This is a genomic window from Caulobacter sp. ALps2, assembly GCF_058681635.1.
Genome location: NZ_CM178743.1, coordinates 1,654,466 through 1,679,259, shown reverse-complemented (window position 1 = coordinate 1,679,259; position 24,794 = coordinate 1,654,466). Strand labels below are relative to the sequence as shown.

27 protein-coding genes and 1 pseudogene are annotated in these 24,794 nt (G+C 68.2%); 9 read left to right on the top strand and 19 right to left on the bottom strand.

Annotated features, from left to right (window positions below):
- The first annotated feature begins 3 nt into the window (after positions 1-3).
- From ACW173_RS07985 to ACW173_RS07970, 4 genes are all read left to right on the top strand, one after another.
- A complete protein-coding gene (locus tag ACW173_RS07985; protein ID WP_492084425.1) occupies positions 4-288 on the top strand; it encodes a YciI family protein in 285 nt (94 codons plus the stop codon).
- 14 nt (positions 289-302) lie between these two features.
- Positions 303-668: a Rieske (2Fe-2S) protein gene (locus ACW173_RS07980; protein ID WP_492084424.1), complete on the top strand. Its 366-nt coding sequence runs from the start codon at positions 303-305 to the stop codon at positions 666-668.
- Positions 669-713: 45 nt separating this feature from the next.
- Positions 714-1,493, top strand: a complete 780-nt coding sequence (locus tag ACW173_RS07975) for a class I SAM-dependent methyltransferase (RefSeq protein WP_492084423.1) — start codon at positions 714-716, stop codon at positions 1,491-1,493.
- Between the two features lie 115 nt (positions 1,494-1,608).
- The gene (locus tag ACW173_RS07970; protein ID WP_492084421.1) at positions 1,609-3,405 is read left to right on the top strand and encodes a methyl-accepting chemotaxis protein; all 1,797 of its coding nucleotides are present in this window, start codon (positions 1,609-1,611) and stop codon (positions 3,403-3,405) included.
- Here ACW173_RS07970 and moaC read toward each other — a convergent pair.
- From moaC to moaA, 5 genes are read right to left on the bottom strand one after another with little or no spacing between them, the layout of a single operon-like run.
- Positions 3,402-3,869: a cyclic pyranopterin monophosphate synthase MoaC gene (gene moaC / locus ACW173_RS07965; RefSeq protein ID WP_492084420.1), complete on the bottom strand. Its 468-nt coding sequence runs from the start codon at positions 3,867-3,869 to the stop codon at positions 3,402-3,404. The genes ACW173_RS07970 and moaC overlap by 4 nt on opposite strands.
- Positions 3,866-4,417: a molybdenum cofactor biosynthesis protein B gene (moaB, locus tag ACW173_RS07960; RefSeq protein ID WP_492084419.1), complete on the bottom strand. Its 552-nt coding sequence runs from the start codon at positions 4,415-4,417 to the stop codon at positions 3,866-3,868. The genes moaC and moaB overlap by 4 nt, the downstream gene beginning before the upstream one ends.
- A gap of 11 nt (positions 4,418-4,428) precedes the next feature.
- Positions 4,429-4,872 carry a molybdenum cofactor biosynthesis protein MoaE gene (locus tag ACW173_RS07955; RefSeq protein ID WP_492084417.1) on the bottom strand — a complete coding sequence of 148 codons (444 nt, stop codon included), beginning with the start codon at positions 4,870-4,872 and terminating at the stop codon, positions 4,429-4,431.
- Complete coding sequence (locus ACW173_RS07950) at positions 4,869-5,108, bottom strand: MoaD/ThiS family protein (protein ID WP_492084415.1); 240 nt, start codon at positions 5,106-5,108, stop codon at positions 4,869-4,871. The genes ACW173_RS07955 and ACW173_RS07950 overlap by 4 nt, the downstream gene beginning before the upstream one ends.
- Before the next feature lie 3 nt (positions 5,109-5,111).
- Positions 5,112-6,146: a GTP 3',8-cyclase MoaA gene (gene moaA, locus ACW173_RS07945; RefSeq protein ID WP_492084414.1), complete on the bottom strand. Its 1,035-nt coding sequence runs from the start codon at positions 6,144-6,146 to the stop codon at positions 5,112-5,114.
- A 30-nt stretch (positions 6,147-6,176) separates the two neighbouring features.
- Here moaA and ACW173_RS07940 point away from each other — a divergent pair, with 30 nt between their 5' ends.
- A complete protein-coding gene (locus ACW173_RS07940) occupies positions 6,177-6,797 on the top strand; it encodes a nucleotidyltransferase family protein (protein ID WP_492084413.1) in 621 nt (206 codons plus the stop codon).
- A 47-nt stretch (positions 6,798-6,844) separates the two neighbouring features.
- Here ACW173_RS07940 and ACW173_RS07935 read toward each other — a convergent pair whose 3' ends face one another.
- The 5 genes from ACW173_RS07935 to ACW173_RS07915 form a co-directional block, all read right to left on the bottom strand.
- Entirely contained in the window at positions 6,845-7,069 is a 225-nt protein-coding gene (locus ACW173_RS07935) for a hypothetical protein (RefSeq protein WP_492084412.1), read from the bottom strand.
- On the bottom strand, positions 7,047-7,484 hold the full coding sequence (locus ACW173_RS07930; protein WP_492084410.1) for a hypothetical protein: 438 nt from the start codon (positions 7,482-7,484) through the stop codon (positions 7,047-7,049). The genes ACW173_RS07935 and ACW173_RS07930 overlap by 23 nt, the downstream gene beginning before the upstream one ends.
- 166 nt (positions 7,485-7,650) lie before the next feature.
- Positions 7,651-8,151, bottom strand: coding sequence for a helix-turn-helix domain-containing protein (locus tag ACW173_RS07925; RefSeq protein WP_492084409.1), 501 nt, complete (start codon positions 8,149-8,151; stop codon positions 7,651-7,653).
- 62 nt (positions 8,152-8,213) lie between these two features.
- On the bottom strand, positions 8,214-10,391 hold the full coding sequence (locus ACW173_RS07920) for a xanthine dehydrogenase family protein molybdopterin-binding subunit (protein ID WP_492084407.1): 2,178 nt from the start codon (positions 10,389-10,391) through the stop codon (positions 8,214-8,216).
- Complete coding sequence (locus tag ACW173_RS07915) at positions 10,388-10,918, bottom strand: (2Fe-2S)-binding protein (RefSeq protein ID WP_492084406.1); 531 nt, start codon at positions 10,916-10,918, stop codon at positions 10,388-10,390. The genes ACW173_RS07920 and ACW173_RS07915 overlap by 4 nt, the downstream gene beginning before the upstream one ends.
- Before the next feature lie 185 nt (positions 10,919-11,103).
- Between ACW173_RS07915 and ACW173_RS07910 the strand changes: the two genes are divergently transcribed.
- Positions 11,104-11,430: an MliC family protein gene (locus ACW173_RS07910; RefSeq protein WP_492084404.1), complete on the top strand. Its 327-nt coding sequence runs from the start codon at positions 11,104-11,106 to the stop codon at positions 11,428-11,430.
- A 16-nt stretch (positions 11,431-11,446) separates the two neighbouring features.
- Positions 11,447-12,337 carry an NAD(P)-dependent oxidoreductase gene (locus tag ACW173_RS07905; RefSeq protein ID WP_492084403.1) on the top strand — a complete coding sequence of 297 codons (891 nt, stop codon included), beginning with the start codon at positions 11,447-11,449 and terminating at the stop codon, positions 12,335-12,337.
- An 8-nt stretch (positions 12,338-12,345) separates the two neighbouring features.
- On the opposite strand, the gene ACW173_RS07900 is transcribed toward ACW173_RS07905, so the two are convergent.
- The 5 genes and pseudogenes from ACW173_RS07900 to ACW173_RS07880 form a co-directional block, all read right to left on the bottom strand.
- Positions 12,346-13,986: an MFS transporter gene (locus ACW173_RS07900; RefSeq protein ID WP_492084401.1), complete on the bottom strand. Its 1,641-nt coding sequence runs from the start codon at positions 13,984-13,986 to the stop codon at positions 12,346-12,348.
- Positions 13,987-14,055: 69 nt separating this feature from the next.
- Positions 14,056-16,752: a PAS domain-containing hybrid sensor histidine kinase/response regulator gene (locus ACW173_RS07895; RefSeq protein WP_492084400.1), complete on the bottom strand. Its 2,697-nt coding sequence runs from the start codon at positions 16,750-16,752 to the stop codon at positions 14,056-14,058.
- A 101-nt stretch (positions 16,753-16,853) separates the two neighbouring features.
- Positions 16,854-17,537 carry a Fe2+-dependent dioxygenase gene (locus tag ACW173_RS07890; RefSeq protein ID WP_492084399.1) on the bottom strand — a complete coding sequence of 228 codons (684 nt, stop codon included), beginning with the start codon at positions 17,535-17,537 and terminating at the stop codon, positions 16,854-16,856.
- A 202-nt stretch (positions 17,538-17,739) separates the two neighbouring features.
- A complete protein-coding gene (locus ACW173_RS07885; protein WP_492084398.1) occupies positions 17,740-20,046 on the bottom strand; it encodes a TonB-dependent receptor in 2,307 nt (768 codons plus the stop codon).
- Between the two features lie 492 nt (positions 20,047-20,538).
- A pseudogene (locus ACW173_RS07880) lies at positions 20,539-20,639 on the bottom strand (hypothetical protein); the annotation flags it as partial.
- Positions 20,640-20,890: 251 nt separating this feature from the next.
- Between ACW173_RS07880 and ACW173_RS07875 the strand changes: the two are divergent.
- Both ACW173_RS07875 and ACW173_RS07870 read left to right on the top strand, forming a co-directional pair.
- Positions 20,891-21,523 carry a LysE family translocator gene (locus ACW173_RS07875; protein ID WP_492084396.1) on the top strand — a complete coding sequence of 211 codons (633 nt, stop codon included), beginning with the start codon at positions 20,891-20,893 and terminating at the stop codon, positions 21,521-21,523.
- A gap of 60 nt (positions 21,524-21,583) precedes the next feature.
- A complete protein-coding gene (locus ACW173_RS07870) occupies positions 21,584-22,291 on the top strand; it encodes a ribonuclease T2 (protein WP_492084395.1) in 708 nt (235 codons plus the stop codon).
- A 30-nt stretch (positions 22,292-22,321) separates the two neighbouring features.
- On the opposite strand, the gene ACW173_RS07865 is transcribed toward ACW173_RS07870, so the two are convergent.
- The 4 genes from ACW173_RS07865 to ACW173_RS07850 form a co-directional block, all read right to left on the bottom strand.
- Positions 22,322-23,158 (bottom strand): alpha/beta fold hydrolase, encoded by an 837-nt coding sequence (locus ACW173_RS07865; RefSeq protein ID WP_492084394.1) that lies wholly within the window; start codon positions 23,156-23,158, stop codon positions 22,322-22,324.
- Positions 23,159-23,285: 127 nt separating this feature from the next.
- A complete protein-coding gene (locus ACW173_RS07860) occupies positions 23,286-23,897 on the bottom strand; it encodes a hypothetical protein (protein ID WP_492084392.1) in 612 nt (203 codons plus the stop codon).
- Positions 23,894-24,193: an autorepressor SdpR family transcription factor gene (locus ACW173_RS07855; protein WP_492084391.1), complete on the bottom strand. Its 300-nt coding sequence runs from the start codon at positions 24,191-24,193 to the stop codon at positions 23,894-23,896. Before ACW173_RS07855 ends, ACW173_RS07860 begins: the two co-directional genes overlap by 4 nt.
- A gap of 204 nt (positions 24,194-24,397) precedes the next feature.
- Entirely contained in the window at positions 24,398-24,745 is a 348-nt protein-coding gene (locus tag ACW173_RS07850) for a hypothetical protein (RefSeq protein WP_492084389.1), read from the bottom strand.
- Between the last annotated feature and the right edge of the window lie 49 nt (positions 24,746-24,794).

The following is a 24,794-nucleotide window of genomic DNA, read 5'->3' as shown; positions in this document are numbered from 1 at the left end:
CGCATGGCCCTCTTCGTCATCGTCTGCAAGGACAAGCCCGGCGCGCTCGACACGCGCATGGCCACCCGCCCGACCCACCTCGACTATCTGAACGCCGCGGGCCTGGTGAAGGCCGCCGGTCCGCTGCTGAGTGACGCTGGGGACCCGATCGGCTCGCTGCTGATCGTCGAAGCCGAGGACAAGGCCGCCGTGCAAACCTTCCTCGACAACGACCCCTACACCCTCGCGGGCATCTTCGAGAGCGCCGAGATCCAATCCTGGCGCGTCGGCGTCGGCTCGCTCGGCTAGCCCAAAGCTCCATTGTGCGCACCGACCCGGACAACCCCGCCCGGCCGGCCGCCGGCACGGTCCTCTGCGCGCTGGACGAGATCCCCTCGCCCGGCTCGAAAGGCTTTCGCTGGCGGCGGGGCGATGCGATGTTCGCCGGGTTCGTGGTCCGCAAGGATGACCTCGTCTTCGGCTATCTGGACAGTTGCCCTCACGCCGGCTGGCCACTGGCCGGGTTCGCCGGACGCTACCTGACCCGCGAGAACGATCTGATCCTGTGCGCCGGCCACGCGGCCCTGTTCAAGATCGAGGACGGGGCCTGCGTCGCCGGCCCCTGCCCCGGCGACAAGCTGTTTGCCTGGCCCGTCACGGTCCGCGACGGTCAGATCATCGTCGCTTAAGACGTTTGGCCTAGGCTCCCGCCAACGATTGCGGGAGATCAAGCCATGGCCGATGGTGTGGACATGCACTTCGACGCCGAGACGGTGACGCACCGTGGCGGCCTTGCCAAGTTGCGCTCGCTGACCAAGGTCAATCCGCGCCTAGCCGCCAACTTGGCCAGGACCATGCTGGGCGGCCAGCGCGACCACGCCGTGGTCGACGCCTTCAATGCCCACGCGGAAGCGGCCGGTTTCGAGTTCACCTCGACCTGGGCCAGCAACAACATCCCGTTCGTGGCCCCGCTGCTGCGCGACTTCGCTGGCAAGCGCCCCGAGGGCGAGACGATCCGCTATATGGAGATCGGCGCCTATGAGGGTCGCAACCTCGCCTTCATGGACTGGCTGCTGCCCAGCCGCCTGGCGGTCACGGTCATCGACCCCTGGTTCGACGAAGCCCTGAACCCCGAAGAGAAGTACCACGCCGTCGAGCCGCGCTTCCGCCGCAACATGGCCAAGTGCGGCTTCCGCAGCCTTGACACCCACAAGGGTTTCTCGACCTACGTCCTGCCCCAGATGCTGGAGCGCGACGAGCAATTCGACCTGATCTATGTCGATGGCAGCCACACGGCCCTGGCCGTGCTGATCGACCTGTGTTTCTGCGCCAGCCTGCTCAGCGTGGGCGGCATGATGGTGCTGGACGACTACTGGCACGACATCAGCGAAATCGGCGGACCGGGCGTGAAGCAGGCCGTCGACCAGTTCCACGCAGCCTTCGGCCGCTATTTCGAGATCGCCGCCGTCTATCGCCAGGTGGCCCTGGTCAAGACCGCCGAGATCCCGCGCTAGTTTCAGCGCGCGACGTTATGTCACCCGCCCAACACGGTTACGGTTAAGAGCCGTTAGACACCTCGCCCGGCATCCTTCTCCCCGATTTGCGGCCATCCGCACGGAGAAGAACGACATGGCGTCCTTGGGTCAGAAGGTCATGGGAGCCGCCGCCGGCGCGGCGCTGCTGTGCGCGGCCACGGCCGGCACCGGCCTGTGGGTTGCCATCAGCCTCGATTCCGCGCTCACCCGCTCGGAAGCTTCCGCCAGGATCCTGCGCCTGCACATGCATGCCGACATGATGCACGACGCTCTGCGCGCCGACGTCATGGGCGGGATCATGTCCTCCGACCCGGCGCTGGGCGTCGACCTCAAGACGGTTCGCGCCGACTTGGCCGAGCACGTCCAGGCGTTCAAGGAAGACATCGCCTCCAGCGGCAAGCTGGCCAGCGACCCGGCGGTCAAGGCCGCCCTGACCGAGGTCGAGACCCCGCTGACCGCCTATATCGCCTCGGCCAGCGACATCGTGGCTAGCGCCGACACCGACGCGGCCGGCGCACGTGGCAAGCTACCGGACTTCGCAAAGCAATTCTCGGCGCTCGAGGACAAGATGGAAGGCGCCTCGACCAAGATCGAGGCCGCCGCCACCCGCGACGCCGAAGCCGCCCAGTCGCTGGGCTTCCTGGGCCAGGCGGTCATGGGCGCCCTACTGCTGACCGCCGCCGCCTTCGCCGCCTTGCTGATGTTGGCCGCCAAGCGCGGGCTGGTCGCACCGCTGGTCGCCATCACCCACGCCCTGCGCCGCCTGTCGGCCGGCGACCTTTCGGTCGTGCTGCCCAAGAAGATCAGTAACGACGAGATCGGCCAGATGACCGACGCCCTGCAGACCTTCCACGACACCGTGGAAGCGCGCCGCAAGGAACTGGAAGCCGCCGACGTGCGCGACACGCTGGAGATCGAACGCCGGGAGGCCGAGAAGCGCCGCGACGAGGCCGAGGTCACTCAGAGGGCCGTCGTCGAGAGCCTGGCCAAGGCGCTCAAGCACATGTCGGAGGGCGACCTCAGCCACCGAATCACGCACGCTTTCCCGGCCGGCTACGAGAAACTCCGCGTCGACTTCAACATCGCCGTCGAGAAGCTGTCGGGCGTCATCGCCGCCTCACTGGGCGCCGTGACGGCCATCCATGGCGGCACCGCCGAGATCACCGCGGCCGCCGACGACCTGTCCGGCCGCACCGAGCGCCAAGCCGCCAGCCTGGAAGAAGCTGTCGCCGCCCTGGACGAGATCACCAGCACCGTGCGCCTGACCGCCGAGGGGGCCAGTCGCGCCCGCAAGGTGGTCGAGCGCGCCCGCAGCGCCGCCGACGCCTCGGGCTCGATCGTCAGCCAGGCTGTCGAGGCCATGGGCGCCATCGAAAAGTCCTCGAGCCAGATCGGTCAGATCATCGGCGTCATCGACGAGATTGCTTTCCAGACCAACCTGCTAGCCTTGAACGCCGGGGTAGAGGCCGCCCGCGCGGGCGAAGCCGGTCGCGGCTTCGCGGTCGTCGCCCAGGAAGTGCGGGCGCTGGCCCAGCGCTCGGCCGACGCCGCCAAGGAGATCAAGACCCTGATCAGCGCCAGCACGGCCGAGGTCGGCCAAGGCGTGGAATATGTCGGCAAGGCCGGCGAGGCTCTGCGCGCCATCGCCAGCGAGGTCGACCAGATCGATGGTCTGGTCGGCGAAATGGCCGCCTCGACCCAGGAGCAGGCCCGCGGCCTGGCCGAGGTCAACACGACCATGAACCAGATGGACCAGGTCACCCAGCGCAACGCCGCCATGGTCGAGGAGACCACCGCCGCCAGCCATGCCTTGGCCCAGGAAGCCACGCGCCTGGCCCAACGCATGGGTGAGCTGCGGATCGGCGGCGAGGCTCAGCGTCGGGCGGCTTAAGCCTTCCAGTCGCCCGACTTGCCGCCGGTCTTCTCGAGCAGGCGGACGGCTTCGATGACCATGCCCTTCTCGGCGGCTTTCAGCATGTCGTAGATCGTCAGGCAGGCGATCGAGGCGGCCGTCAGGGCCTCCATCTCGACGCCGGTTGGACCGGTGGTCTTGACCCGCGCCGTCACGGCCAGCCCGCCTTCGCCTGGCTCGACCTCGACGACCACCTTCGACAGCGCCAGCGGGTGGCACAGCGGGATCAGGTCCGAGGTCTTCTTGGCGGCCATGACACCGGCCAGTTCGGCCACGGCGCGGACGTCACCCTTGCGGCCCGAACCGGACACGGCCAGCGCCAGGGTCTCCGGGCTCATGCGCACGAACCCGGTCGCCACCGCCTCGCGCGCCGTCGCCGGCTTGTCGGAGACATCGACCATGCGAGCGCGGCCCTCGCTATCGATGTGAGTCAGCTTGCTCACTGTTCCAGAAGCCTCGGCATCAGCTCGACCATGTTGCAGGGCTTGTGGCGACTATCGAGCTGGGCGGCGATGACCTTGTCCCAGCCGTCCTTCACCGCGCCGTTGCTGCCCGGCAGGCAGAAGATGAAGACGCCGTCGATCAGGCCAGCCGTGGCCCGCGACTGCAGGGTCGAGAGGCCGACCGTGGCATAGGACACCAGGTGGAAGATCACCGAGAAGCCGTCGATCTTCTTGTCGAACAAAGGCTCAAGCGCCTGAACCGTGACGTCGCGGCCGGTTAGGCCGGTGCCGCCGGTCGTGACGATGGCGTCGACCGTCTTGCTGTCGATCCAGTCGCGGACCTGGGCGCGTATCGCCTCGACGTCGTCGCGGATCACGGCGCGGCCGGCGAAGTCGTGGCCGGCGTCACGCACACGGTCGATCAGGATCTGGCCCGAGGTGTCGGTGCTTTCGTCACGAGTGTCCGAGACGGTGAGGACGGCGATCCGCACCGGCTTGAACGGCAGTTCCGGCTTGATCCCGCCGCCCGGCTTCAGGCCTTCCGACATTGCGTCACTCCTCAGTCCCAGCGTTGCGCGTCGGTCCTATCGCGGTCCGTCGGCTCGATCCAGCGCGCGCCGTCCGGGCCGTGCTCCTTCTTCCAGAAGGGCGCCCGGCTCTTCAGATAGTCCATCAGGAAATCACAGGCTTCGAAGGCCTCGCGGCGATGGCCAGCGGCGGTGGCGACAAAGACAATCGCCTCGCCCGGCGCGATACGGCCGGTGCGGTGGACGATGTGGACGTCGTGCAGTTTGAACCGCGAGATCGCCGCCTGGGCGATTTCGCCGATCGCCATGTTGGTGAAGCCGGGATAGGCCTCCAGCTCCAGGGCCGCCGCCGCGCCCTTCTCAGCCCGCGCCAGGCCCACGAAGGTCGCCACCGCCCCGGTCTCCTCGCGCCCCGCGCAGAAGGCCGTGACGAGCGCGCCGGGTTCGAATGGCTGATCCGTCAGGGTGACGATCATCCGCCGCTCATCGGGGGAAGGAAGGCGACCTCGGTCGTGGCTGTCAGGGCTGCCTCGCCCCGGACGATGGCCTTGTCGACCGCGACCTGGACACCGGGCGCGGCCAGCGCTTCGCCCAGGTCCGGATCAGCGGCCGCCAAGGTCGCGCGCAAGGCCGCGAGATCACCGGCCTCGACCACGCGGGCGCGCCAGCCGGCCTGGTCGGCCAAGCGTCCGAACAGCAGCACCCGCGCCATCGCCTAGCCGCCCGTCGTGGACATATGGCGCGCCACGGCCGGACGCGCGGCGGCGATCTGGAAGTCGTGACCCCGCGGCTTGGCGCCGATAGCCTCGAAGATCGCGTCGTTCAGCTGGACGTCGCTCGCCCCGCCGCGCATCACCGCCCGCAGGTCGCTGGCGTCGTCGCGGCCCAGGCAGGTGTGCAGCGTGCCGGTGCAGGTCAGCCGCACCCTGTTGCAGGTGTCGCAGAAGTGGTTGCTGAGCGGGGTGATCAGCCCCAGCCGTCCGCCCGTCTCGGCCACCCGGACATAACGCGCCGGGCCGCCGGTGGCGTGGTGGATGTCCTCCAGCGTCCAGAACGATGACAGGTCGCGGCGGACGTCCCGCAGCGACAGATATTGGTCGGTGCGGTCCTGGTCGACCTCGCCCAGCGGCATGGTCTCGATCAGGGTGATGTCACAGCCGCGCCCGTGGGCCCACCGGATCAGCTCCGGCAGCTCGGCGGCGTTGTCGGCCTTCAGGGCCACCGCATTGATCTTGACCGCGATGCCGGCCGCGAGAGCCGCGTCGATCCCGGCGATCACCTGGCCCAGAACGCCGCCGCGCGTCAGGGTGCGGAAGAGATCGGGCTTCAGCGTGTCCAGAGAGACGTTGATCCGCCGCACGCCATGGCGGGCCAGATCAGCGGCGTAGCGCTCCAGCTGGGTGCCGTTGGTGGTCAGGGTCAGCTCGTCCAGCGCGCCCGAGCGCAGGTGGCGCGACAGGCCGCCGACCAGCTCCATGAAGCCCTTGCGCACCAGCGGCTCGCCGCCGGTCAGCCGCAACTTGCGCACGCCCAGGGCCACGAAGGCCGAGGCCAGGCGGTCCAGCTCCTCCAGCGTCAGCACCTCGGCCTTAGGCAGGAAGGTCATGTGCTCGGACATGCAATAGAGGCAGCGCAGGTCGCAGCGGTCGGTGACGGAGACACGCAGATAGGTGACGGCGCGCCCGAACCCGTCGATTAGCCGGGGGGCGGTGAAGACGGCTTGCCTAGGGCTATCGTCATAGGGCGTCATATCCATCTTCTAGAATAGGCGCTGAGAGCCATGACGGAAAGGGATACGACGTCGCTGGAAGCGATCGTGCTGGCGGCTGGCGCCGGCGCCCGGTTCGGCGGCGCCAAGCTGCTGGCCCGGCTCGATGGCGCTCCGCTGGTCGCGGGGGCCTTGCTGACGGCCTTCCTGTCGCCCGTGCGGCGGGTCCATGTGGCGGTCGCAAGCGAGGCCGTTCGCAAGGCGGTCAAGGCGACGGCCGAGCGGCTAGTCGCCAGCGACCGTCTGTCGATCGTCCCCGTCGAGGACGCCGCCGAGGGCATGGGCGCCTCGCTTCGGGCCGCTGCCCGGGCGCTGTCGGACGACGCGGCGGGCGTCTTCGTGTTCCTCGGCGACATGCCGAGGGTCGATCCGGCCACCGTCACCCGACTGGTCCGGGCCCTGACCAGTCCTCACGATATCGTCGCCCCGACCTATCTGGGCCGCCGAGGCCATCCGGTGCTGTTCGGCGCATCCTGGTTCCCGGCCCTGCGCGCCCTGTCCGGAGACGAAGGCGCCCGCGTCCTGCTGGAGAACGCGGGCGCCCAGCTGGCGCGGATTCCCGTCGAGGATCCGGGGATCCACCTTGATGTGGATCGACCCGAAGACCTCACCCGCGCCGTCGAAGGCCGCTGAGGGCCGGACACCTCCCCCGAAACGTCCGGCCACGACCTTCGCCCGTCCTAGTGCAACGCTCCCTCCTCGCGGGTCACCAGCTGCTTGATCTCGGCGATGAGTCGCAAGGACCCGGCGGAGTCGCCCCGGTCCTCCAACGCCACCAGCCTGGGGACCAGGATCATGAGAATGCGACGATGATGCTCGCCGAGCATCGCGTAGCCGCGCCGGAACTCGGCGACGTCCTCCTCGTCGGCGATCGCGTCGAGGTCAGAGCTGAAGAGCGCCTTCATCGGCCCGTCCCCGGGCGCGAACGGTCAGCCCGGTGGCCACCAGCATCACGATGAGTTGGAACACGGCCACGACGTTGTTGGCCGCCAGGTTGTTGTATCTGTGGATGCCCCGGTCGATCAGGCTCACGATCGGAATGATGGTGACGACGATCGTCAGGGCGGACAGTATCGCGCACCACACCCGCCGCCACCGCGTGGAAATCCAGATGAAAATCAGGGCGGCATTCGTGTCGATGATCGTCACCGGATAGTCCAGGCTGGTCCGGCTGCCGTTGCTGACGAGCGGCGAAAGCGCCCAGCTGACGATCAGGACCACGGCCGCGATCCGCAGCGGTCGGTCGCCCTGCCAGTACGCCAAGCCACAGATCACCAGGGCGATCAGATAGGCGATGTAGGGAACCAGCGTTACCGGCAAGCGCGACCCTCGATGCGACCGGCGGCCTGCTCGGCCCGTCGCCTCCAACCGCATTCGACGATGTAACGCATGATCGCTGCATGCAAAGAAAATCCTGTCGCGCGGCGGGGGCCGCGCGTTGTTGAACACTGCGATGAGAAGAACGTTGGGGTTTGGCGCCAGTCGGTCAGCGGTGGGTGATGCGCTGGACCGCCAAGATGAACTCATGCACGCCGATCGCGATCACGGCCAGGAGCACGGCGGTCAGGGCGGTAATCCCAAGCACCAGGCCGAGCCACTGAAGGTTGCTCAGCTCATGACGCCAGTCCCGTCGCGCGGTCGAACGTCCATGGGCACGGCGGTTGGGTTCTGATACGCGGTCATGGTCACTTCCGATCTCACGATCAGAAGGGAGCGGGTCCGGAAGCGCTGCCATCCCGCCTGGTTGCCTACGGTAGTCGCTACCGGGGTCGCCGCCCTCCCAGGCCACGAAAGCCAGGGCGGCGTCGCGGCGACTCATGCCCGACAGACGCCGGCGGGCGCTGAGCACGTGCATCTCGACGGTCTTGGGCGACAAGCCCAGCGCTCGCGCGATCTCCTTGGACTGGAGATGCGCGGCGATGAGCCGGAGGATCTCCCGCTCGCGGGGGGTAAGCTTCTCGAAAGCGGTACTGACGCGATCCACCATACACGCAAGATGCTAGGCCGCTCGGTTCCCGTCTAGCGAGCGAAACGGGTAATCCGAAACTATCAGGTTTCCGAGCGAACGAACGGCAAGCGCGTGGTGGGGACCTTGTCCAGGACCAGCAGGGCGTTGGCCACGGCCGGACCGATCACCGGCGTACCCGGCTCGCCCACGCCACTGGGCGGATTGCCGGACGGCACGATGTTGGTCTCGACGGTCGGCGCCTCGTTGATCCGCAGCACGCGGTAGGTGTCGAAGTTGCTCTGATCGACCTTGCCGTCGGTCAGGGTGACCTCGCCGAACATGAAGCCCGACAGTCCATAGCAGGTCCCGCCCTCCATCTGGGCCGCGATCTGGTCGGGCGAGACGGCGACGCCGCAGTCGATGGCGGTGACAACCCGCCCGACGCGGGGCGCCCCGTTCTCCAGCTTGACCTCGGCCACCTGGGCCACGACCGAGCCGAAGCTCTCATGCACCGCCACGCCGCGCGTCCAGCCGGCGGCCGCCTTGGGTCCGGCCTTTTCGACGGCCAGGTTCAGCGCCGCCAGGTGCCGGTCAGCGCCCGCCTTGGTGTACAGCGTCCGGCGGTACTCGATCGGATCCTTGCCGGCCTTGGCGGCCAACTGGTCGATCGTGTGCTCCATGACGAAGGCCGTGTGGGTCGCGCCCACCGAGCGCCACCAAAGCACCGGCACGCCGACGTCCGGCAGCGCAACCTGGGCGTCGACGATCGGCGTGGCCTTGAGATAGGGCGAGCCCGCCGTGCCTTCGATCGCCGTCTGGTCGGGCCCCTTGCCGCCCATCGGCGACCCCTTCATGATCGACTGGCTGACGATCCGGTGACGCCAGGCGGCCGGATAGCCGTCCTTGTCCAGCTGGACCTTCACGGCGTGAACGGTCAGCGGCCGGAAATAGCCGGCCTGCATGTCGTCCTCGCGCGTCCAGACCAGCTTCACCGGCCGGCCCTTGCCGATCTTCTTGGCGATGTGGACGCACTCGGCGACGTAGTCGGACTGGAAGTTGGCGCGCCGCCCGAACGAGCCGCCGGCGAACAGGGTCTCGATCTCGACGGAACCCGGCAGGCAGCCGACGATCTTGGCCGCCGCCAGCTGATCCAGGGTCTGGCCCTGCGAACCGAAGGTCAGCTTGACCTTGCCGCCGTCGACGGCGGCCACGCAGTTCATCGGCTCCATGGTGGCGTGGGCCAGATACGGGAACTCGTAGGTCGTTTCGAACACCCGCTCGCCCTTGGCGGATTCGAGCGAAGCGGCGTCTCCGCGTTGGTCGAAGGCCTCCCACTTGGTCTCGGCGTTCTTGCCCGCCGCGACGTCCTTGAACAGCTGGGCTATGGCGGCCGAGCCACGCTTCTCGCCCTTGTCCTCGTCCCATTCCAGTTTCAGCGCCTCGCGGCCCATGCGAGCGGCATAGGTGCTCTGGGCGACGACCGCGATCCCAGTCGGGATCTCGAAAACGTCGACCACGCCGGCGACCTTCTTGGCGTCGGCGGCGTCGAAGCTTTTGACCTTGGCGCCGAACAGCGGGGCGTGAGCGACCACCGCCGTCAGCATGTCGGGCAGGCGGACGTCCTGGGTGTAGCGGGCCGTGCCGTCGCTCTTGGCCTGGGAATCCTTGCGACGCACCCGATCGGTGCCGATCAGGGTGAAGGCCTTGGGGTCCTTCAGCTTGACGTCCGCGGGGGGCGGAACCTTGGCCGCGTCGGTCAGCAGCTCACCAAAGGTCGCGGTCTTGCCCGAGGTGTGGGTCAGGACGCTGTCCTTGACCGTGATCTCGCCGACCGGAACGTTCCATTTGTTGGCGGCGGCCTGGACGAACATGGCCCGCGCGCCCGCCCCGGCCTTGCGCAGCTGGTCCCACGAGTTGGAGATCGCCGACGAGCCGCCGGTCAACTGCGCGCCCAGGGCGCCGTTGGCGTAGAGCTTGGCGTTGGCGGGGGCCTGCTCGACCTGGACCTTGGTCCAGTCGGCGTCCAGCTCCTCGGCGACGATGGCCGCGAGGCCGGCGTGATTACCCTGGCCGAACTCGACGTGTTTGGAGATCACCGTGACCACGCCGTCCGGCGCGATCTTGACGAAGGGTCCGAAGGCCCCGACCTCGACCTTCGAACCGGCGCTCATCAGGTCGGCCGGCGAGCAGCCGACCAGCAGCGAACCGCCGACCAGGGCCGAGGCGACGACCACGTCGCGACGGCTAGGGGCGTTCGCGGTTTTGAAAGGCGCGTTCATCGGCCAGCTCCCCGGTTGGTCGCGCCCGAACCGGCGACGATGGCCTCGTCGATATCGGCATGCGGCTCACCCATCGGCGGACCGGTGTCGGCCGCGTCCTTGATCGCCGCGCGGATGCGCTGATAGGCGCCGCAGCGGCAGATATTCCCGGACATGGCGTTGTCGATGTCCTCGTCGGTCGGCTTCGGCTTCTGGGCCAGCAAGGCGCAGGCCGACATGATCTGGCCCGACTGGCAGTAGCCGCACTGCGGCACGTCGTGGCGCACCCAGGCCTGCTGCACCGGATGCTGGCCGCCCAGGCCCTCGATGGTGGTGATCTTGGCCGTCCCGACCGCCTCGATCGGCGTCACGCACGCGCGGATCGGCTGGCCGTCCAGATGGACCGTGCAGGCGCCGCATTGGGCGAGGCCGCAGCCGAACTTCGTGCCCGTCATGCCTAGCTCGTCACGCAGCACCCACAGCAGTGGGATCTCGGGCGCGGCCTGGACCGATGTCGGCTTGCCGTTGATATCGAGGGTTACGGCCATGCGTCTTCGCCTCCAACGAAAAGGGACGCCCCGCGCCCCGGTCGAAACCTAACACCGTTCACACCCGGCTTGGCCAGAGGATTTCGAGCGGCGCGGTTGGCAGGAAACGCGCGGCGGCTGAAAAACGCTGCCGCACTTGCGAAGGCCCGCTATGCTCCTGTTCGCAACCGCCCGGAGGCTTCGTCTTGCGCCGCGTCCTCGTTCCTCTCGCCGTTCTGGCCGTGACGCTTGTTACAGTTTTGGCCGGCTGCGCCACCGTGGCCCCGATGGATTCGACGGACGCGCCGATCCGCTACAGCTGCGAAGGCGGCAAGCGGTTCACCAGCGCCTACGCCTTGCACGGCAAGAAGGCGGTGGTCACCGCCGGCGGCGTCACCAAGACCCTGAAGCTGGCCCGTTCGGCGTCCGGCGCGCGTTACACGGCCGGTGACGCCGAGATCTGGAGCAAGGGCGCCGACGCCATGCTCAAGGGCTTCCCCGGCGGCCCGTACGCCGATTGCCGATCGCAATAGTTCAAGGGACGTCGTGTTGGATTCCTTCCCCGCCTATTTCCCTCTGGCCGGCCGCAAGGTGGTGATCGCCGGCGTCGGTGACGCGGCCGAGGCCAAGGCCCGGCTGTTCGAGGGCTCGCCCGCGACCCTGGTTCGGCTCGAGGGCCACGACGCCTATCTGCCGGGGGCCTATACCGGCGCGACCCTGGCCTTCATCGCCAGTCCCGACGAGGTCTTCGTCCAGGCCGCCGCCAGCGCGGCGCGGGCGGCGCGGGTGCTGGTCAATGTCGTCGACCGGCCCGAGCTGTGCGACTTCAACACGCCCGCGGTGATCGACCGCGGCGAGGTGGTGGCGGCGGTCGGCACCGGCGGGTCGGCCCCGGTGCTGGCGACCATGCTGCGCAACGACATCGAGGCCCAGGTGCCCGAGGGCATGGGCCGCGTCGCCGCCCTGCTGCGGAAATTCCAGAGCGAGGTGCGCGGCGCGCTGCCAGCGTTGCACGAGCGCCGGGCCTTCCTGCGTGACGCCGTCATGGGCGAGGCCGCCGCCGCCGCCAAGGCCGGCGACATGGACCGCGCCGGCCAGCTGTTCCGCGAAGCCCTGGCCAAGGGCACGGCCCGCAAGGGAACGGTCCGCTTCATCGCCGGCAAGGGTCCGGTCGACCTCTTGACCCTGCGCGCCTCGCGAGCCCTGGGCGCGGCCGACGTGCTGGTGCTGGACGGCGACGCCGATCCGGAGATCGTCAAGATGGCCCGCCGCGACGTCGAGCGGGTCGCGGCGGAAAAGGCCGACGCCGAACACCTGATCCAGCTGGCCCGCGAAGGCCGCCAGATCGTCCGGCTGATCACCCACGCCGTCGACCCTGCCCTGATCCACGCCCTGACCCAGGCCGAGATCGCCGTCGAGGTGGTGCCCGCCGCGAGCTAAAGAGTCCGCTAGTTGAGCGACCGCCCCTTGGTCTCTGGCAACAGGAACGCCGTGGTCAGCACGCTGATCAGGGTGAAGACGACCGGGTACCAGAGGCCCGCATAGATGTCGCCGACGGCCGTTACGATGGCGAAAGCGAAGAACGGCACGAAGCCGCCGACCCAGCCGGTGCCGATGTGATAGGGCAGCGACAGGGCGGTGTAGCGAACCCGGGTCGGGAACAGCTCGACCAGGCAGGCGGCCAGCGGGCCGAACAGGGCCGTGGCGGCGATCACGAAGACGAACAGTACGCCCAGGATCAGCGGCTTATTCATCCGCGCCGGATCGGCCTTCGCGGGGTAGCCGGCCTTGGCCAGGGCCGCCTTGATCTGGGTCTCGACGCCGGTCTTCACCGCCTTGACCCGCGCCTTGGACAGACCCTTGGCGCTCTGGGAGACGACTTCCACGCCGCCGACCTTCATCACCGCCGTCGCGCCGGCCGGAGCCTTTTCGTTGGCGTAGGAGACGCCGGCATTGGCCAGAGCGCCCTTGACGATGTCGCATGATGTGACGAAGGCGGCCTTGCCGACGGGATCGAACTGCAGCGAGCAGTCGCCCGGATCAGCCACGACGACGACGGGCGCCTTGGCCGACGCTTCGGCCAGCGCCGGGTTGGCGGCCTTCTCCAGGATGTGGAAGCCGGGGAAGTAGAACAGCAGCGCCAGGGTCATGCCGCCCAGCATCACCGGCTTGCGGCCAACCTTGTCCGACAGCCAGCCGAAGACAACGTAGAAGATCGCGCTGATCGCCGTGGCGGTCATCATCAGTTCGTTGATGGTCACCGGATCGACCTTCAGGAACTTCTCCATGAAGGTCTGGACGTAGAAGAAGCTGGTGTACCAGACGGCGCCCTGGGCGCACATCATCGACAAGAAGGCCAGGATGACCAGCTTCAGGTTCTTCCACTGGCCGAAGGCCTCGGCATAGGGCGCCTTGGAGGCCTGGCCCTCTTCCTTCATGGCGGCGAAAGCGGGGCTCTCGGTCAGCTTCATGCGCATCCAGACCGAGACGGCCAGCAGGCCGATCGAGACGGCGAACGGGATGCGCCAACCCCAGGCGTCGAAGGCCTCGACACCGACGGCGGCGCGGGTGATCAGGATGACCAGCAGCGCGCCGAACAGGCCAAAGGCCGCGGAGGTCTGGACCCACGACGTCGACCAGCCGCGCTTATCGGTCGGTGAGTGCTCGGCGACGTAGATCGCCGCCCCGCCGTATTCGCCGCCCAGGGCGAAGCCCTGCACGCAGCGCAGGATGATCAGCAGGATCGGCGAGATGATCCCGGCCTGCTGGTAGGTCGGCAGGAAGGCGATGGCGAAGGTCGCGCCGCCCATCAGCAGCACCGTGGCCAGGAAGGCGCCCTTGCGCCCGGCCTGGTCGCCGATCTTGCCGAAGACCAGCGCGCCCAGCGGCCGGAACGCGAAGCCGACGCCGAACAGGGCCAGGGCCGCGATATAGCCGGCCGCGTCGGGCAGGCCGGTGAAGAAGGTCTTGGAGATGACCTGGGCCAGGCTGCCGAAGATGAAGAAGTCGTACCACTCGAAGGCCGTGCCGGCCGAAGAGGCCGCGACCACCGTGCGCATCGACGCGCCTTGCTGACTTCCGTCGGCCATTCCGTTCCCCCGTCTTTCGCCCTGCTTAGCGTGGTTCAGGGGCGGCAGAAAGGGGGCGGAGGAACAGGGTTAGGCGACGGCGCCCCGCCTTTCGGGGCCGGCCCGCGACAGGCGGACGATCTCGGCGACCAGGGCGGCGGGCGAGACCGGCTTGGCGGCGACGCCATCCATGCCGGCGGCGTGGTACGAGGCGCGCTGGTGGGCCATGACATTGGCGGTCAGGGCTATGATCGGCGCCTGAGCGGCGGATCCTGGCAGGGCGCGGATCCGGCGAGCGGCCTCCAGCCCGTCCATCCCTGGCATCTGCACGTCCATCAGGATGAGGTCGAAGCCGCCGTCGCGCGCGGCTTCCACGCCCGACGCGCCGTCGTCGGCGACACTGACGGCCGCGCCCAGCTGCTGCAGGATTCGGCGGGCGACCAGTTGGTTGGTCGGGTTGTCCTCGACGACGAGCACCTTGAGGCCCGCCAGGAGATCGTCGCCATGGACCTCGACCGGGCCTGGCGCGGTGGCGACCGGCGCGGCGATCGTCAGGGTGAAGGTCGAACCCTCGCCCGGGACCGAGGTGAACGAGACCTCGCCGCCCAGCATCTGGGCCAGCTTGCGAGTGATGGCCAGGCCCAGACCCGAACCGCCGAAGCGGCGGGTGGTGCTGGCGTCGGCCTGCTGGAAGCGCTCGAACAGGAGGGCCTGGGCTTCCAGCGGCACGCCCACGCCGGTGTCGATCACATCGAAGACCAGGCGATCGGCCTCCCTGTGGGCCCGGACGGTCACCGAGCCCTTCAGGGTGAACTTCACCGCGTTGCCGATGAGGTTGAAAAGGGCCTGGCGGACGCGGGTCGGGTCGGTCTCCACCCAGCCCAGGTCGTCGGTGATGTCGAGTTCCAGCCGCAGCCCCTTGTGCGTGGCCTGGCCAGCCAGCAGACGCGCCACGCCCCGAACCAGCTCGCCCGGGTCGACCGGCTCGCGGTTCAGGTCCAGGCGTCCGGCCTCGATGCGCGAGATGTCGATGACGTCGTCCAGCAGGGTCGACAGCATATGGCCGGCCGCCAAAGCCTCGCCCAGCAGATCGGCGCTGTCGCCAGGGGGCAGCTCGCGCTTGAGCACATGCATGACGCCCAGCACCCCGTTCATCGGCGTGCGGATCTCGTGGCTCATATTGGCCAGGAATTGGGCCTTGGCCTCGTTGGCCGCCTGGGCCGCGCGCTCGGCGGCGACCAGAGCGAGCTCGGCCTTCTTTTTTTCGTCGATGTCCAGGACAAGCCCGAATGCCTTGCGGGCCCGACCCGAGGCGTCGCGGCGTACGTCGTGAAAGACTCGCGCCCAGCGCGGTTCGCGTCCCGGCGACACCAGCCGCACGTCGTACTCGTGCGGCCCCCATTCGCCCGTCCGTCGCCACTCGGCCGCGGCGGCGTAGAGCTGTTCACGATCGTCGGGGTGGATCATGGGCCAGACGGCCTCGCGGACATCCTCGTAGCCGACCCGACGGCCCATCATGCGATGGAACTCGGGCGAGCCCCAGAAACCTTGAGACTCGTGGTCGATCTCGTAGACCCCGGCCCGCGCCGCCCCCAGGGCGACCTTCAACCGTCGGGCGTTGATCCGGGCCTCGCGCCGCGCCGCCGCCAGGGCGGTGACGTCGTCCATGTAGGTGATAACGCCGGCGATCTCGCCCGCGGCGTCCAACCACGGCCGCGCTTCCCAGCGGAACGAACGCTCGACCCCATCGGCGTCGTCGAGGCGGTCCTCGCGGCGGGTGACGATTTCACCGGACAGCGCCCGGGCCACGCCGGCCACGAAGCGGCGGCGGCCGCCATGGGTCAGCTCGGTCAGGGTCTTGCCGATGACCTGGGCCTCGGTCGAGCGGAAGATCTCCAGGAAGCGCGGGCTGACCAGTCGCAGCCGCATGTCCAGGTCGTAGACCGCCACGGCGAACGGGGCGTCCTCGACCAGACGGCGGGCCCGGCGCTCGCTCCAGATGGCCTTGTCGCGGCTGCGGGCCACGTCGGTGATGTTCTGGGTGATGCCCTTGAGGGCGAACAGCGGCCCCGGCCGCGCCTCGGCGCGATAGGTGCTGCGGAAGGTCAGCCAGCGACCGTCATTGCCGCGCAGGTGGAACTCGACCGTGCCGCCCTCGCCCGTCCGGGTCGCCTGGCGAAAGACCGCGTGCACGGTCTCGCGTCGATCTTCGGGTAGACGGCCCAGGAATTTCTCGGCGGTGTCGACGTCGCCGGGCCGGAGACCCAGCAGGGCCAGGATATCCGGCGACCAGGCGATATGTTCGCCTTCGGGCTCGTAGCTCCAGACCCCGATGCCGGCCTCTTCGGAAAGCAGCGCTTGGGTGCGACGGGCGGCTTCAAGCTCGGCCCGGGCTTCGACCTCGGCCGAAACGTCGTGCAGCATGCCAACCAGTTCGCCGTTGGGTCCCAGGCGCCCTCGGCCCTGCAGCCAGATCCAGCGGCCGTCCTTGCGGCGGACCTTCAGCTCGGTGGCGGTCGCGCCGGTCTCGTTCATGCGCCGGGAGATGTCGAGCAGCTCGGGCTGGCTGTCGGGATGCACGAACTTGATCGCCGGCTGGCCGATCGTCTCCTCGGTCGTCCAGCCGGTCAGGGCGCTCCAGGCGGCGTTGACCGTGACGAAACGGCCCTCGGCCGACACGATCGTGAAGAGATCGCTGGCGTTGTCGAAAAACCAGCGCGCCGCCTCCGCCGCGCCGAAGGGCGTGGGGGCGCTGGAATTCGCATCTGTGCTCGACGCCGTGGACATCCGGTCTCCGCGAGGTTGGGCGGATCGTGGAGCGCAACCGTAAACTTTAGGTTCCAGTCGCGTAGCTATGTTCCGTGAACGCGATCTTCCGCGATCGACCCTCAGACCTCGGCCCATTGCCTGAGCAGGTTGTGATAGACGCCGGTCAGCGACAGGATCCCCGGCTCGTCGGCCTCGACCTGGCGGGCCAGGCGCTGGATGGCGACGTCCATCTCCAGCAGGATCGTGCGGCGGGCGTCGTCGCGGATCAGGCTCTGAATCCAGAAGAAGCTGGCCGTGCGGACGCCTCGGGTCACCGGCGTGACGTGGTGCAGGCTGGAGCTGGGATAGAGGATCATGTCCCCCGCCTCCAGCTTGACGACGTGGTCGCCATAGAGGTCGTTCACGACCAGCTCGCCGCCGTCATAGTCGTCAGGCTCGGCCAGGAAGAGGGTCGCCGACAGGTCGGTGCGCAGACGCTGGCCGCTGACCGGATCGCGGCGGATGGCGTTGTCGACATGGTCCTTGAAGCCCATGCCCTCGCCATATCGGTTGAACATCGGCGGCAGAATGACTTGAGGCAGGGCCGCGGAGACGAACAGCGGATTGGCTTCCAGCGCCTGCAGGATGGTCGCCCCCACGCCGCGGGCCGCGTCGCTGTCCTGCGGCAGCTGCTCGTTGGCCTTGGCCCGCGCGGCCTGGAAGCCCGAGGTCAGATTGCCGTCCACCCACGGACCCGCGTCCAGGATCGCCCGGCATTCGGCCACCTGGTCCTTGGTCAGCACTTGCGGGATCTGCAGCATCATGGAGGCGGCTCCTTCGTCCTTTCATCGGCCTAGCCGATGCGACGTCTTCTCTCTTTGATCCGGGTCAGGCCGAAAAATAAAGCGCCCCGCTCGTCGTCCGAGACGAGCGGGGCGCTAAAGTAAAGCTCCGCCGAGCCTGCCTTGGCGGGCTCGGTCCCGAGCGCCGGGAACCTGATGGTCATCATGTTCCCGGAGGGAGGGGTCAGTACTTCACGGCAAGGGTCAGGATCGCCTGACGGCCCGGCGCCGGGTCGGCGTGGTGCACGCCGTTGGTGCGCAGGATGTACTGCTTGTCCGTCAGGTTCTGCACGTTCAGCTGCAGGTCGATCTTGTCGTTGACCTTGTACGAGGCGAAGGCGTCGAAGCGGGTGTACGACGGCGCGAACACCTTGTTGGTCCCGCCGCCGGCGCCGCCCTGGTTGCCGCCGAAACTCTTCGAGACATAGTAGGCCCCGCCGCCCACCGACAGGGCCGGGATCACGCGATAGGTCGTGAACAGGCTGAAGGTGTTCTTGGGCGTGTTGGCCAGCGGGTCGCCGATATTGACGCTGGTGTAGGGTCCCTTCACCAGCTCGCTGTCCATGTAGGTGTAGCCGCCGAAGACCTGCCAGGCGCGGGTCACGTAGCCCGAGACACCAAGCTCCAGGCCCTGGACGCGGACTTCACCAGCCTGGGCGACTTCCGTGGCGCTGAGCGCGATCTGGGCGTTCTTGCGCTCGGTGCGGAAGACAGCGGCCGACAGGGCCAGCTTATCACCGAACACATTGGCCTTGGCGCCGGCCTCGATGCTGGTGGTGTCTTCCGGATCCAACACGACCTGGGCCGCGGTGGCCGCGGTGTTCTGGTCGCCGCCGGCGATGTTCGGCGGGGTCGAGGAGGTGGCGTACGAGACGTACAGGCTGCTCGAGGCGGTCGGCTTATAGTTCAGGCCGACCTGGTAGTTGACGAAGTCCCAACCGCCCTTGGGCAGGCTCGTATAGGTCACGCCGGTGACGACGCCGTTCGCCTGGGTCGCCGTGGCGTTGACGCCCTGGGTCGAATAGTCGTCGTAACGGACGCCGACGTTCAGCAGCAGCTTCTCGGTCAGGTCGATCGTGTCGAAGGCGTAGATCGAGCCATTGCGCGTCTTCGACGACGACAGCGGGCCGCGATTGATCACGCCGGTCCAGGCGTCGCCCGGATTGGGGGCGTACAGACGCGTGCAGCCGACAGTCGCGCCGGTGAAGCCGGTCGGGCAGGCCGAACCGCCCGTGGTGAAGAAGGTGTAGGTCGTGTTGTCGTTGACTTCACGCGACAGCTCGATGCCGACGTTGAAGCGGTTCTTGAACGACCCCGCCATGAAGTTGCCGGTCACATCGGTGACGAAGGCCGTGGTGGTGGCCTCGTTCCAGCGCGACTTGACACCGCGCAGCATCCACCATTCGCCGGCCACGAACTGGGCCGCGCCGCCGTCGCCGGGGTTGGTGACGAAGTAGTCGTTCAGGGTCTTGCCGTAGCGGATGACCTGACGGATCGCGAGGTTGTCGCTCACCTCGTGACGGATGGCGAAGGTGGCGATGTCGGCCTTCGTCTTCATCCAGTCGCGGTCGAGGCCATAATAGGCCGAGCGATCCACATCCAGGATGCCGCTGGCGGGACGTGCGCGGTTGTCCGTGCCAGCCACGCCCCAGGTGCGCTTGCTGGCCAGCGGGATGCCATAGTCCGGATCCTGGTCGGTATCCAGGTGATAGAAGCTCAGGGTCGCTTGCGTGTCGGTGTCGATGCCGACGGCGACCGACGGGGCGAAGCCCCAGCGCTTGAACTGGACGTGATCACGGCCGGGCGTGTCGCCGCCGGTGGCCATCAGGTTCAGGCGCAACGCGGCGTTCCGGCCGAAGGTGTAGTTGCCGTCGGCGGTGACGCGATAATATTCATCGGTGCCGGCGGCGGCCGACCCGGCCGCGAAGTTGCGGGTCTTGGGCGACTTGGACGACAGGTTGATGCTGCCGCCGCCCGAACCGCGGCCGCTGTAGACCGAGTCCGGCCCCTTCACGACCTCGACCTGCTCCAGGTTGAAGACTTCACGGGTCTGGCCGCCGGTGTCGCGGACGCCGTCGACGAAGATGTTGTTGCCCGAGCTCTGACCCCGGATGAATGGGCGGTCGGCCAACGGCTGGCCGCCTTCGCCGGCGCCGAAGGTGATGCCGGGCGAGGTGCGCAGGATGTCTTGCAGCGACGTGGCGGCGGTCTGCTCGATGATCCGCGAGGGGATGACGGTGACCGAGCGCGGCGTGTCCAGCAGCGGGGCGGTGAACTTGCTCGATGACGGGTCGGCGGTGCGCTTGGCGTCGATCTTGACGCCCGAGACTTCGGTGCTGTCGGCCGGCGCGGTGGCGACGGGAGCATCAGCGGCGTCCGGCGCGGCGAGAGCGGCTTGCGCCAGGCCCAGGCCCGCCAGGCCAGCGACGGCGGCGACGCCCAGGGCGCGACGGGGCCGGCTCGTGACACCGGCGGAGTTCAGCTTACGCATTGTTGGTCCTATCCCCAGCAGGCGCCGCCAGGGACGCCTTGAAATTGCGACGCGTTCTTAGCCACGATGCGAAGCTGTCGCAATGATAATCGTTCTCAATTGCGGCGGATATGTCCGAAAAGCGACGCTTTGGCCGCGGACGGCGGCAAGACACGGCGATTCAGCCTCACGCCAGAGCGGCGGCGAGGGGATTCGGAAAGGGACGCGGAGCGCCGGGCCACGCCCGGAGTTTAAGTAGTTTGGTACCGTTTCGACGAAGCCAGACGCTCCGCGCGATCGTTATCCGGAAGCGTGACGTCCCGACGCTGTTCGCGCCTTGCCGCCCTTGAAGCCTCCGACGGGCGGGCCTGGCCGCGAAGCCTGGTCCCGGTCAGGAGCCTTTCGACTCCCCTGTCGCTCTCCTCGGCCCGCATCCACCGTCGTTTCTGTGTTCCAGGGTCGACTACCTCGGGGATGGCGCGGTCGCGGAGTCACCCCCGCGCCGACGAGCGCGCCCGCTCGATCGCCCCCCGTCGCCGCAACGGTCGCTGGCCATGCGCCCTTTCCTCGCGACGAGGTGGGTAGACTGTACGGCGGGTTTTAAGGCCGGGGATAAGTTGGCGTGAATGCTCTTCGGTTCCCCTTCTCCCCTCGCGGGAGAAGGTGGCCGCCGAAGGCGGTCGGATGAGGGGTCGTGCAGGCCTAACCGCTTGCGCCGCAACGCTATTCCGACAGGCTATCAACCCCTCATCCGGCGCTGCGCGCCACCTTCTCCCGCAAGGGGAGAAGGATGAACACCCATCCCCGTCGCTGCGTTCGCCCCTACATGCTAAAGCTCCACCGCACCCTCACGGAGCCCGCGCCCATGCCCGACGCCAAGACCTGGATCGCCTTCACCCTCGTCTGCCTCGGCATGGCCCTGACGCCGGGGCCGAACATGCTCTATCTGGTCAGCCGCTCGATCTGCCAGGGCCGCTGGGCCGGGATCGTTTCGCTGATCGGCACGGCGGCGGGGTTCGTCGTCTATCTGCTGTGCGCGTCGCTAGGCATCACCGCCCTCTTGATGGCCGCGCCGATCGCCTATGACGTCCTGCGCTTCGGCGGCGCGTTGTATCTGGCCTGGCTGGCCTGGCAGGCGATCCGTCCGGGCGGCGCCTCGCCGTTCCAGGTGCGCGAGCTGCCCAAGGACAGCCCCGCCAAACTGATCACCATGGGCTTCGTCACCAACATCCTGAACCCCAAGGCGGCGATGCTGTACCTGTCGCTGCTGCCGCAGTTCATCAAGCCCGAGCACGGCGGGGTCTTCACCCAGTCGCTGGTGCTGGGCCTCAGCCAGATCGCCGTCTCGTTGAGCGTCAACGGGGCCATCTGCTTCATGGCCGGCGGCATCGCCACCTTCCTGGCCACGCGCCCCAGCTTCGCCCTGATCCAGCGCTGGCTGATGGCCACGGTGCTGGGCGGCCTGGCCGTGCGGATGGCCACCGAGGCGCGTCGCTAGACGTTGTCTTGACGACCGGCGCGGCGCGGGGCCTATCCGCGTCGTAGACCGGAGCTCGACATGAAGACCGCCCTCGCCGCCGCCGCCGCCGCCGCCGTTCTCACGCTCGCCAGCGGCGCCCAGGCCTCCAGCCTGAAGTCGTGCGCGGTCCCGCCGGTGGTCACTCCGGCCCCGGCCGAAGTCCCGCCGGCCGACGAGATCCACCCCGACGTACCGATCGCGGCCTACCTCCTGGCCCTCTACTGGTCGCCGGAGGCCTGCCGCGCCGGCATCCCCGAGTCGGACAAGAAGATCCAGTGCCAGACCAACCGCTTCGGCTTCACGGTGCACGGCCTGTGGCCCAACGGCCCGGACAAGGTGCATCCACGCTACTGCAAGCCTAGCCCGCCGATGAGTCCGGCCACGGTGAAGGCCAATCTGTGCATGACCCCCTCGCCCTGGCTGCTGCAGCACGAGTGGCAGGCTCACGGCACGTGCAACTGGGCGACGCCCGAAGATTATTTCAAGAAGGCCCAGAAGGTCCGCGAGGGCCTGAACGTACCTGATCTCGATCCGGGCGCGGACCAGGTGATGACCGCCGGCGAGATCCGCCAGGCGTTCCTGTCGCGCAATCGCGGCGTGCGGGCCGAGGGCCTGAACGTCCGCGTCAAGAATGGCCGGCTGACCGAGGTCTGGGTCTGCATGGACATCAAGTACAAGTGGGCCGCCTGCCGGGGCGGCAATGGCGCGCCGGACCAGGCGGTCGTGACGGTGACGCCGAAGGGGTAAGGGCCGCGCCTTCCGACGCGGCCCTCCGGCTTAGCCCTGGATAAAGGCCAGCAGGTCCTTGTTGATCGTCTCGGCCTGCGTCGTCGCCATGCCGTGCGGGAAGCCCGGATAGGTGATCAGCGTGCCGTTCTTGACCAGCTTGATGGCCAGGCGGGCGCTATCGTCGATCGGCACGATCTGGTCGTCCTCGCCGTGCAGGATCAGCACCGGAACGTCGATGGCCTTGAGGTCCTCGGTGAAGTCGGTCTCCGAGAAGGCGGTGATGCAGTCGTAGTGAGCCTTGGCGCCGCCGGCCATCCCCTGGCGCCACCAGTTCTCGACGACGGCCGGCGACACCGTCGCGCCTTCGCGGTTGAAGCCGTAGAACGGACCGGCGGCCACGTCGTGGAAGAACTGGGCGCGGTTGGCGACCAGGGCCTCGCGGAAGCCGTCGAAGACTTCTTTCGGCAGGCCGCCCGGATTGGCGTCGGTCTTCAGCATGATCGGCGGCACGGCGCCGACCAGCACGGCCTTGCCGACCCGGCCAGACTCGGCGCGGGCCACGTAACGGGCGACTTCGCCGCCGCCGGTCGAGTGGCCGATATGGACGGCGTTCTTCAGGTCCAGATGCCTGGCCAGCGCGATCACGTCGGCGGCGTAGGTGTCCATCTCGTTGCCCGTGTCGGTCTGGTCCGACCGGCCGTGGCCGCGACGATCATGGGCGATGACGCGGAAGCCCTTGAGCGCGAAGAACATCATCTGCGCGTCCCAGTCGTCCGACGACAGGGGCCAGCCGTGGTGGAAGACGATCGGCTGGGCGTCCTTGGGACCCCAATCCTTGAAGAAGATCTGGACGCCGTCGGTGGTGGTGAAGAAGCCGCTGCTCATGTCCGTTGTCCCTCGCTTGGCTAGGCCCCCATCAGGCCGTTACCGCCGTTTGATGACGAGAGATTGCCCGCGACGGATTGGCGCGGATACGGAAATGATCGAAACTCATTGTTTCTATTATTCGCCCCTAGGCGCCGAGCCGCGCCGTCGCCTTGCGCTGGGCCTGACTGACCATCAGCACCAGGAAGAACGCCCCTCCCAAGGCCGCGATCACGCCCGAAATCGGCAGCAGAATGGCGCAGGCCGCCAAGGCCAGACCAGTGACGAACAGGATGATCGCCGAGCGTCGCGCGGTCCGCGACCAGGCGCCCAATGCGTCTTCGGGCGGCGACGGCAGCTTGGCGAAGAAATTGCCGCGCACGCTCATGCCCAGCCCCATGAAGGCGGCCAGCAGGCGGGTGACATATTCGCGGTCGGGAACGGCGCCGCCCAGATAGACCAAGGTCATCCAGGCCTGCATCGCCGCCAGCAGGGCGAAGTGGGTGATCAGGGTCAGGCCTACGAAGCCGGCTTCGTAGCGACCGGGCTCGCGGCCGGCCTGAGCGTTGATCGAGAAAGCCAGGAGGCCGGCCATCACGAACGGCATGGCCAGAAGGATCACGGCGCGGACCGGCTTGGGACCCGCGAACACCGCCGCGACGTCGCCCGCCTCGCGCCAGCGCCAGGCCAGGGCGCCGACCGCGCAGACCAGGGACGCCAGGGTGATCAGGGTCAGGACGGATCTGACGTGGCGGTTCATCGAGGCGCCTCCCCCTTCAGCTCGCCCGCGCTCGCCAGGCCGATGCCGAAGGTCTCGGCGAAGGCCAGCAGAGCGTCTTCCAGCACCGAGAGCCGCAGGCTGTAGGTGATGGTCACCCCGCGCTTGTCGGCGGCGATCAGCCCAGCCTCGCGCAGCACCGAGAAGTGCGCCGACAGCGTGGCCTTCGAGCTCGAGAAGCGCCCCGCCAGCTCACCCGCCGTCATCGGCCGCTCGCGCAGCAGCTGCAGCACGCGACGGCGCGTCGGATCGGCCAGCGCCTTGAAGACCTCGCTCATGGATCGATATTTAGCTAAATAACGAAATAAGAGTCAAGACGGCGCTGGTCCTGGCCGGCCAGGCCCCAAACGCGAAACGAAAAAGGGCGGCGCCGGGAACCGCCCACTCGCTAAGTCAGCCAGAGGCTCTCGTGCTTGGGCACAGGTGCGTCGTCGCGCACCTCGATGGACGGCGCTCAAGCCAGCGGGGCCGCCAACGGCGGTTCAGTAGAAAGCCTCATCCTGAGCTTGTCTTCGGGCTGGCGAAGCCGAACCCGGGGGGACGAGGCTTTCGGCTCCCGCGTCTGATTGTCGATTGCCCACGCGCAGCACCCAGTCGTAGCGGTCGCACGCCCTGTACCCAAGCGCCGCGTTGCTCTGGACGATCTGGCGCAGATTTTCGGGCAGATCGCGCATGACGACGTCGATCAGGGCGCTGCGGGCCATCTGGATGGCCTCGGCCTTCGGCGCGGTCCGCGCGCAAGCGGGACATTTTACGACATCCCCGCCGTGCGCGAGCACAACACGGACATCGACCCGGCAGGCGCCGCATTGCACGACCTGGTCAGCCATCGCCCATCTCCATTCCACAACTCAGGATGGAACAAATGGAGAACAACGG

What these genes read in the sequence shown, in the direction of transcription:
- ACW173_RS07850 (WP_492084389.1), bottom strand. Translation starts at nt 24,745, where the DNA reads ATGGCTGACCAGGTCGTGCAATGCGGCGCCTGCCGGGTCGATGTCCGT.
- ACW173_RS07895 (WP_492084400.1), bottom strand. Translation starts at nt 16,752, where the DNA reads ATGTCCACGGCGTCGAGCACAGATGCGAATTCCAGCGCCCCCACGCCC.
- ACW173_RS07940 (WP_492084413.1), top strand. Translation starts at nt 6,177, where the DNA reads ATGACGGAAAGGGATACGACGTCGCTGGAAGCGATCGTGCTGGCGGCT.
- ACW173_RS07925 (WP_492084409.1), bottom strand. Translation starts at nt 8,151, where the DNA reads ATGGTGGATCGCGTCAGTACCGCTTTCGAGAAGCTTACCCCCCGCGAG.
- ACW173_RS07860 (WP_492084392.1), bottom strand. Translation starts at nt 23,897, where the DNA reads ATGAACCGCCACGTCAGATCCGTCCTGACCCTGATCACCCTGGCGTCC.
- ACW173_RS07975 (WP_492084423.1), top strand. Translation starts at nt 714, where the DNA reads ATGGCCGATGGTGTGGACATGCACTTCGACGCCGAGACGGTGACGCAC.
- ACW173_RS07915 (WP_492084406.1), bottom strand. Translation starts at nt 10,918, where the DNA reads ATGGCCGTAACCCTCGATATCAACGGCAAGCCGACATCGGTCCAGGCC.
- ACW173_RS07950 (WP_492084415.1), bottom strand. Translation starts at nt 5,108, where the DNA reads ATGGCGCGGGTGCTGCTGTTCGGACGCTTGGCCGACCAGGCCGGCTGG.
- ACW173_RS07955 (WP_492084417.1), bottom strand. Translation starts at nt 4,872, where the DNA reads ATGATCGTCACCCTGACGGATCAGCCATTCGAACCCGGCGCGCTCGTC.
- ACW173_RS07865 (WP_492084394.1), bottom strand. Translation starts at nt 23,158, where the DNA reads ATGAGCAGCGGCTTCTTCACCACCACCGACGGCGTCCAGATCTTCTTC.
- ACW173_RS07890 (WP_492084399.1), bottom strand. Translation starts at nt 17,537, where the DNA reads ATGATGCTGCAGATCCCGCAAGTGCTGACCAAGGACCAGGTGGCCGAA.
- ACW173_RS07885 (WP_492084398.1), bottom strand. Translation starts at nt 20,046, where the DNA reads ATGCGTAAGCTGAACTCCGCCGGTGTCACGAGCCGGCCCCGTCGCGCC.
- moaA (WP_492084414.1), bottom strand. Translation starts at nt 6,146, where the DNA reads ATGACGCCCTATGACGATAGCCCTAGGCAAGCCGTCTTCACCGCCCCC.
- ACW173_RS07935 (WP_492084412.1), bottom strand. Translation starts at nt 7,069, where the DNA reads ATGAAGGCGCTCTTCAGCTCTGACCTCGACGCGATCGCCGACGAGGAG.
- ACW173_RS07870 (WP_492084395.1), top strand. Translation starts at nt 21,584, where the DNA reads ATGAAGACCGCCCTCGCCGCCGCCGCCGCCGCCGCCGTTCTCACGCTC.
- ACW173_RS07970 (WP_492084421.1), top strand. Translation starts at nt 1,609, where the DNA reads ATGGCGTCCTTGGGTCAGAAGGTCATGGGAGCCGCCGCCGGCGCGGCG.
- ACW173_RS07985 (WP_492084425.1), top strand. Translation starts at nt 4, where the DNA reads ATGGCCCTCTTCGTCATCGTCTGCAAGGACAAGCCCGGCGCGCTCGAC.
- moaB (WP_492084419.1), bottom strand. Translation starts at nt 4,417, where the DNA reads ATGTCGGAAGGCCTGAAGCCGGGCGGCGGGATCAAGCCGGAACTGCCG.
- ACW173_RS07855 (WP_492084391.1), bottom strand. Translation starts at nt 24,193, where the DNA reads ATGAGCGAGGTCTTCAAGGCGCTGGCCGATCCGACGCGCCGTCGCGTG.
- ACW173_RS07875 (WP_492084396.1), top strand. Translation starts at nt 20,891, where the DNA reads ATGCCCGACGCCAAGACCTGGATCGCCTTCACCCTCGTCTGCCTCGGC.
- ACW173_RS07920 (WP_492084407.1), bottom strand. Translation starts at nt 10,391, where the DNA reads ATGAACGCGCCTTTCAAAACCGCGAACGCCCCTAGCCGTCGCGACGTG.
- ACW173_RS07900 (WP_492084401.1), bottom strand. Translation starts at nt 13,986, where the DNA reads ATGGCCGACGGAAGTCAGCAAGGCGCGTCGATGCGCACGGTGGTCGCG.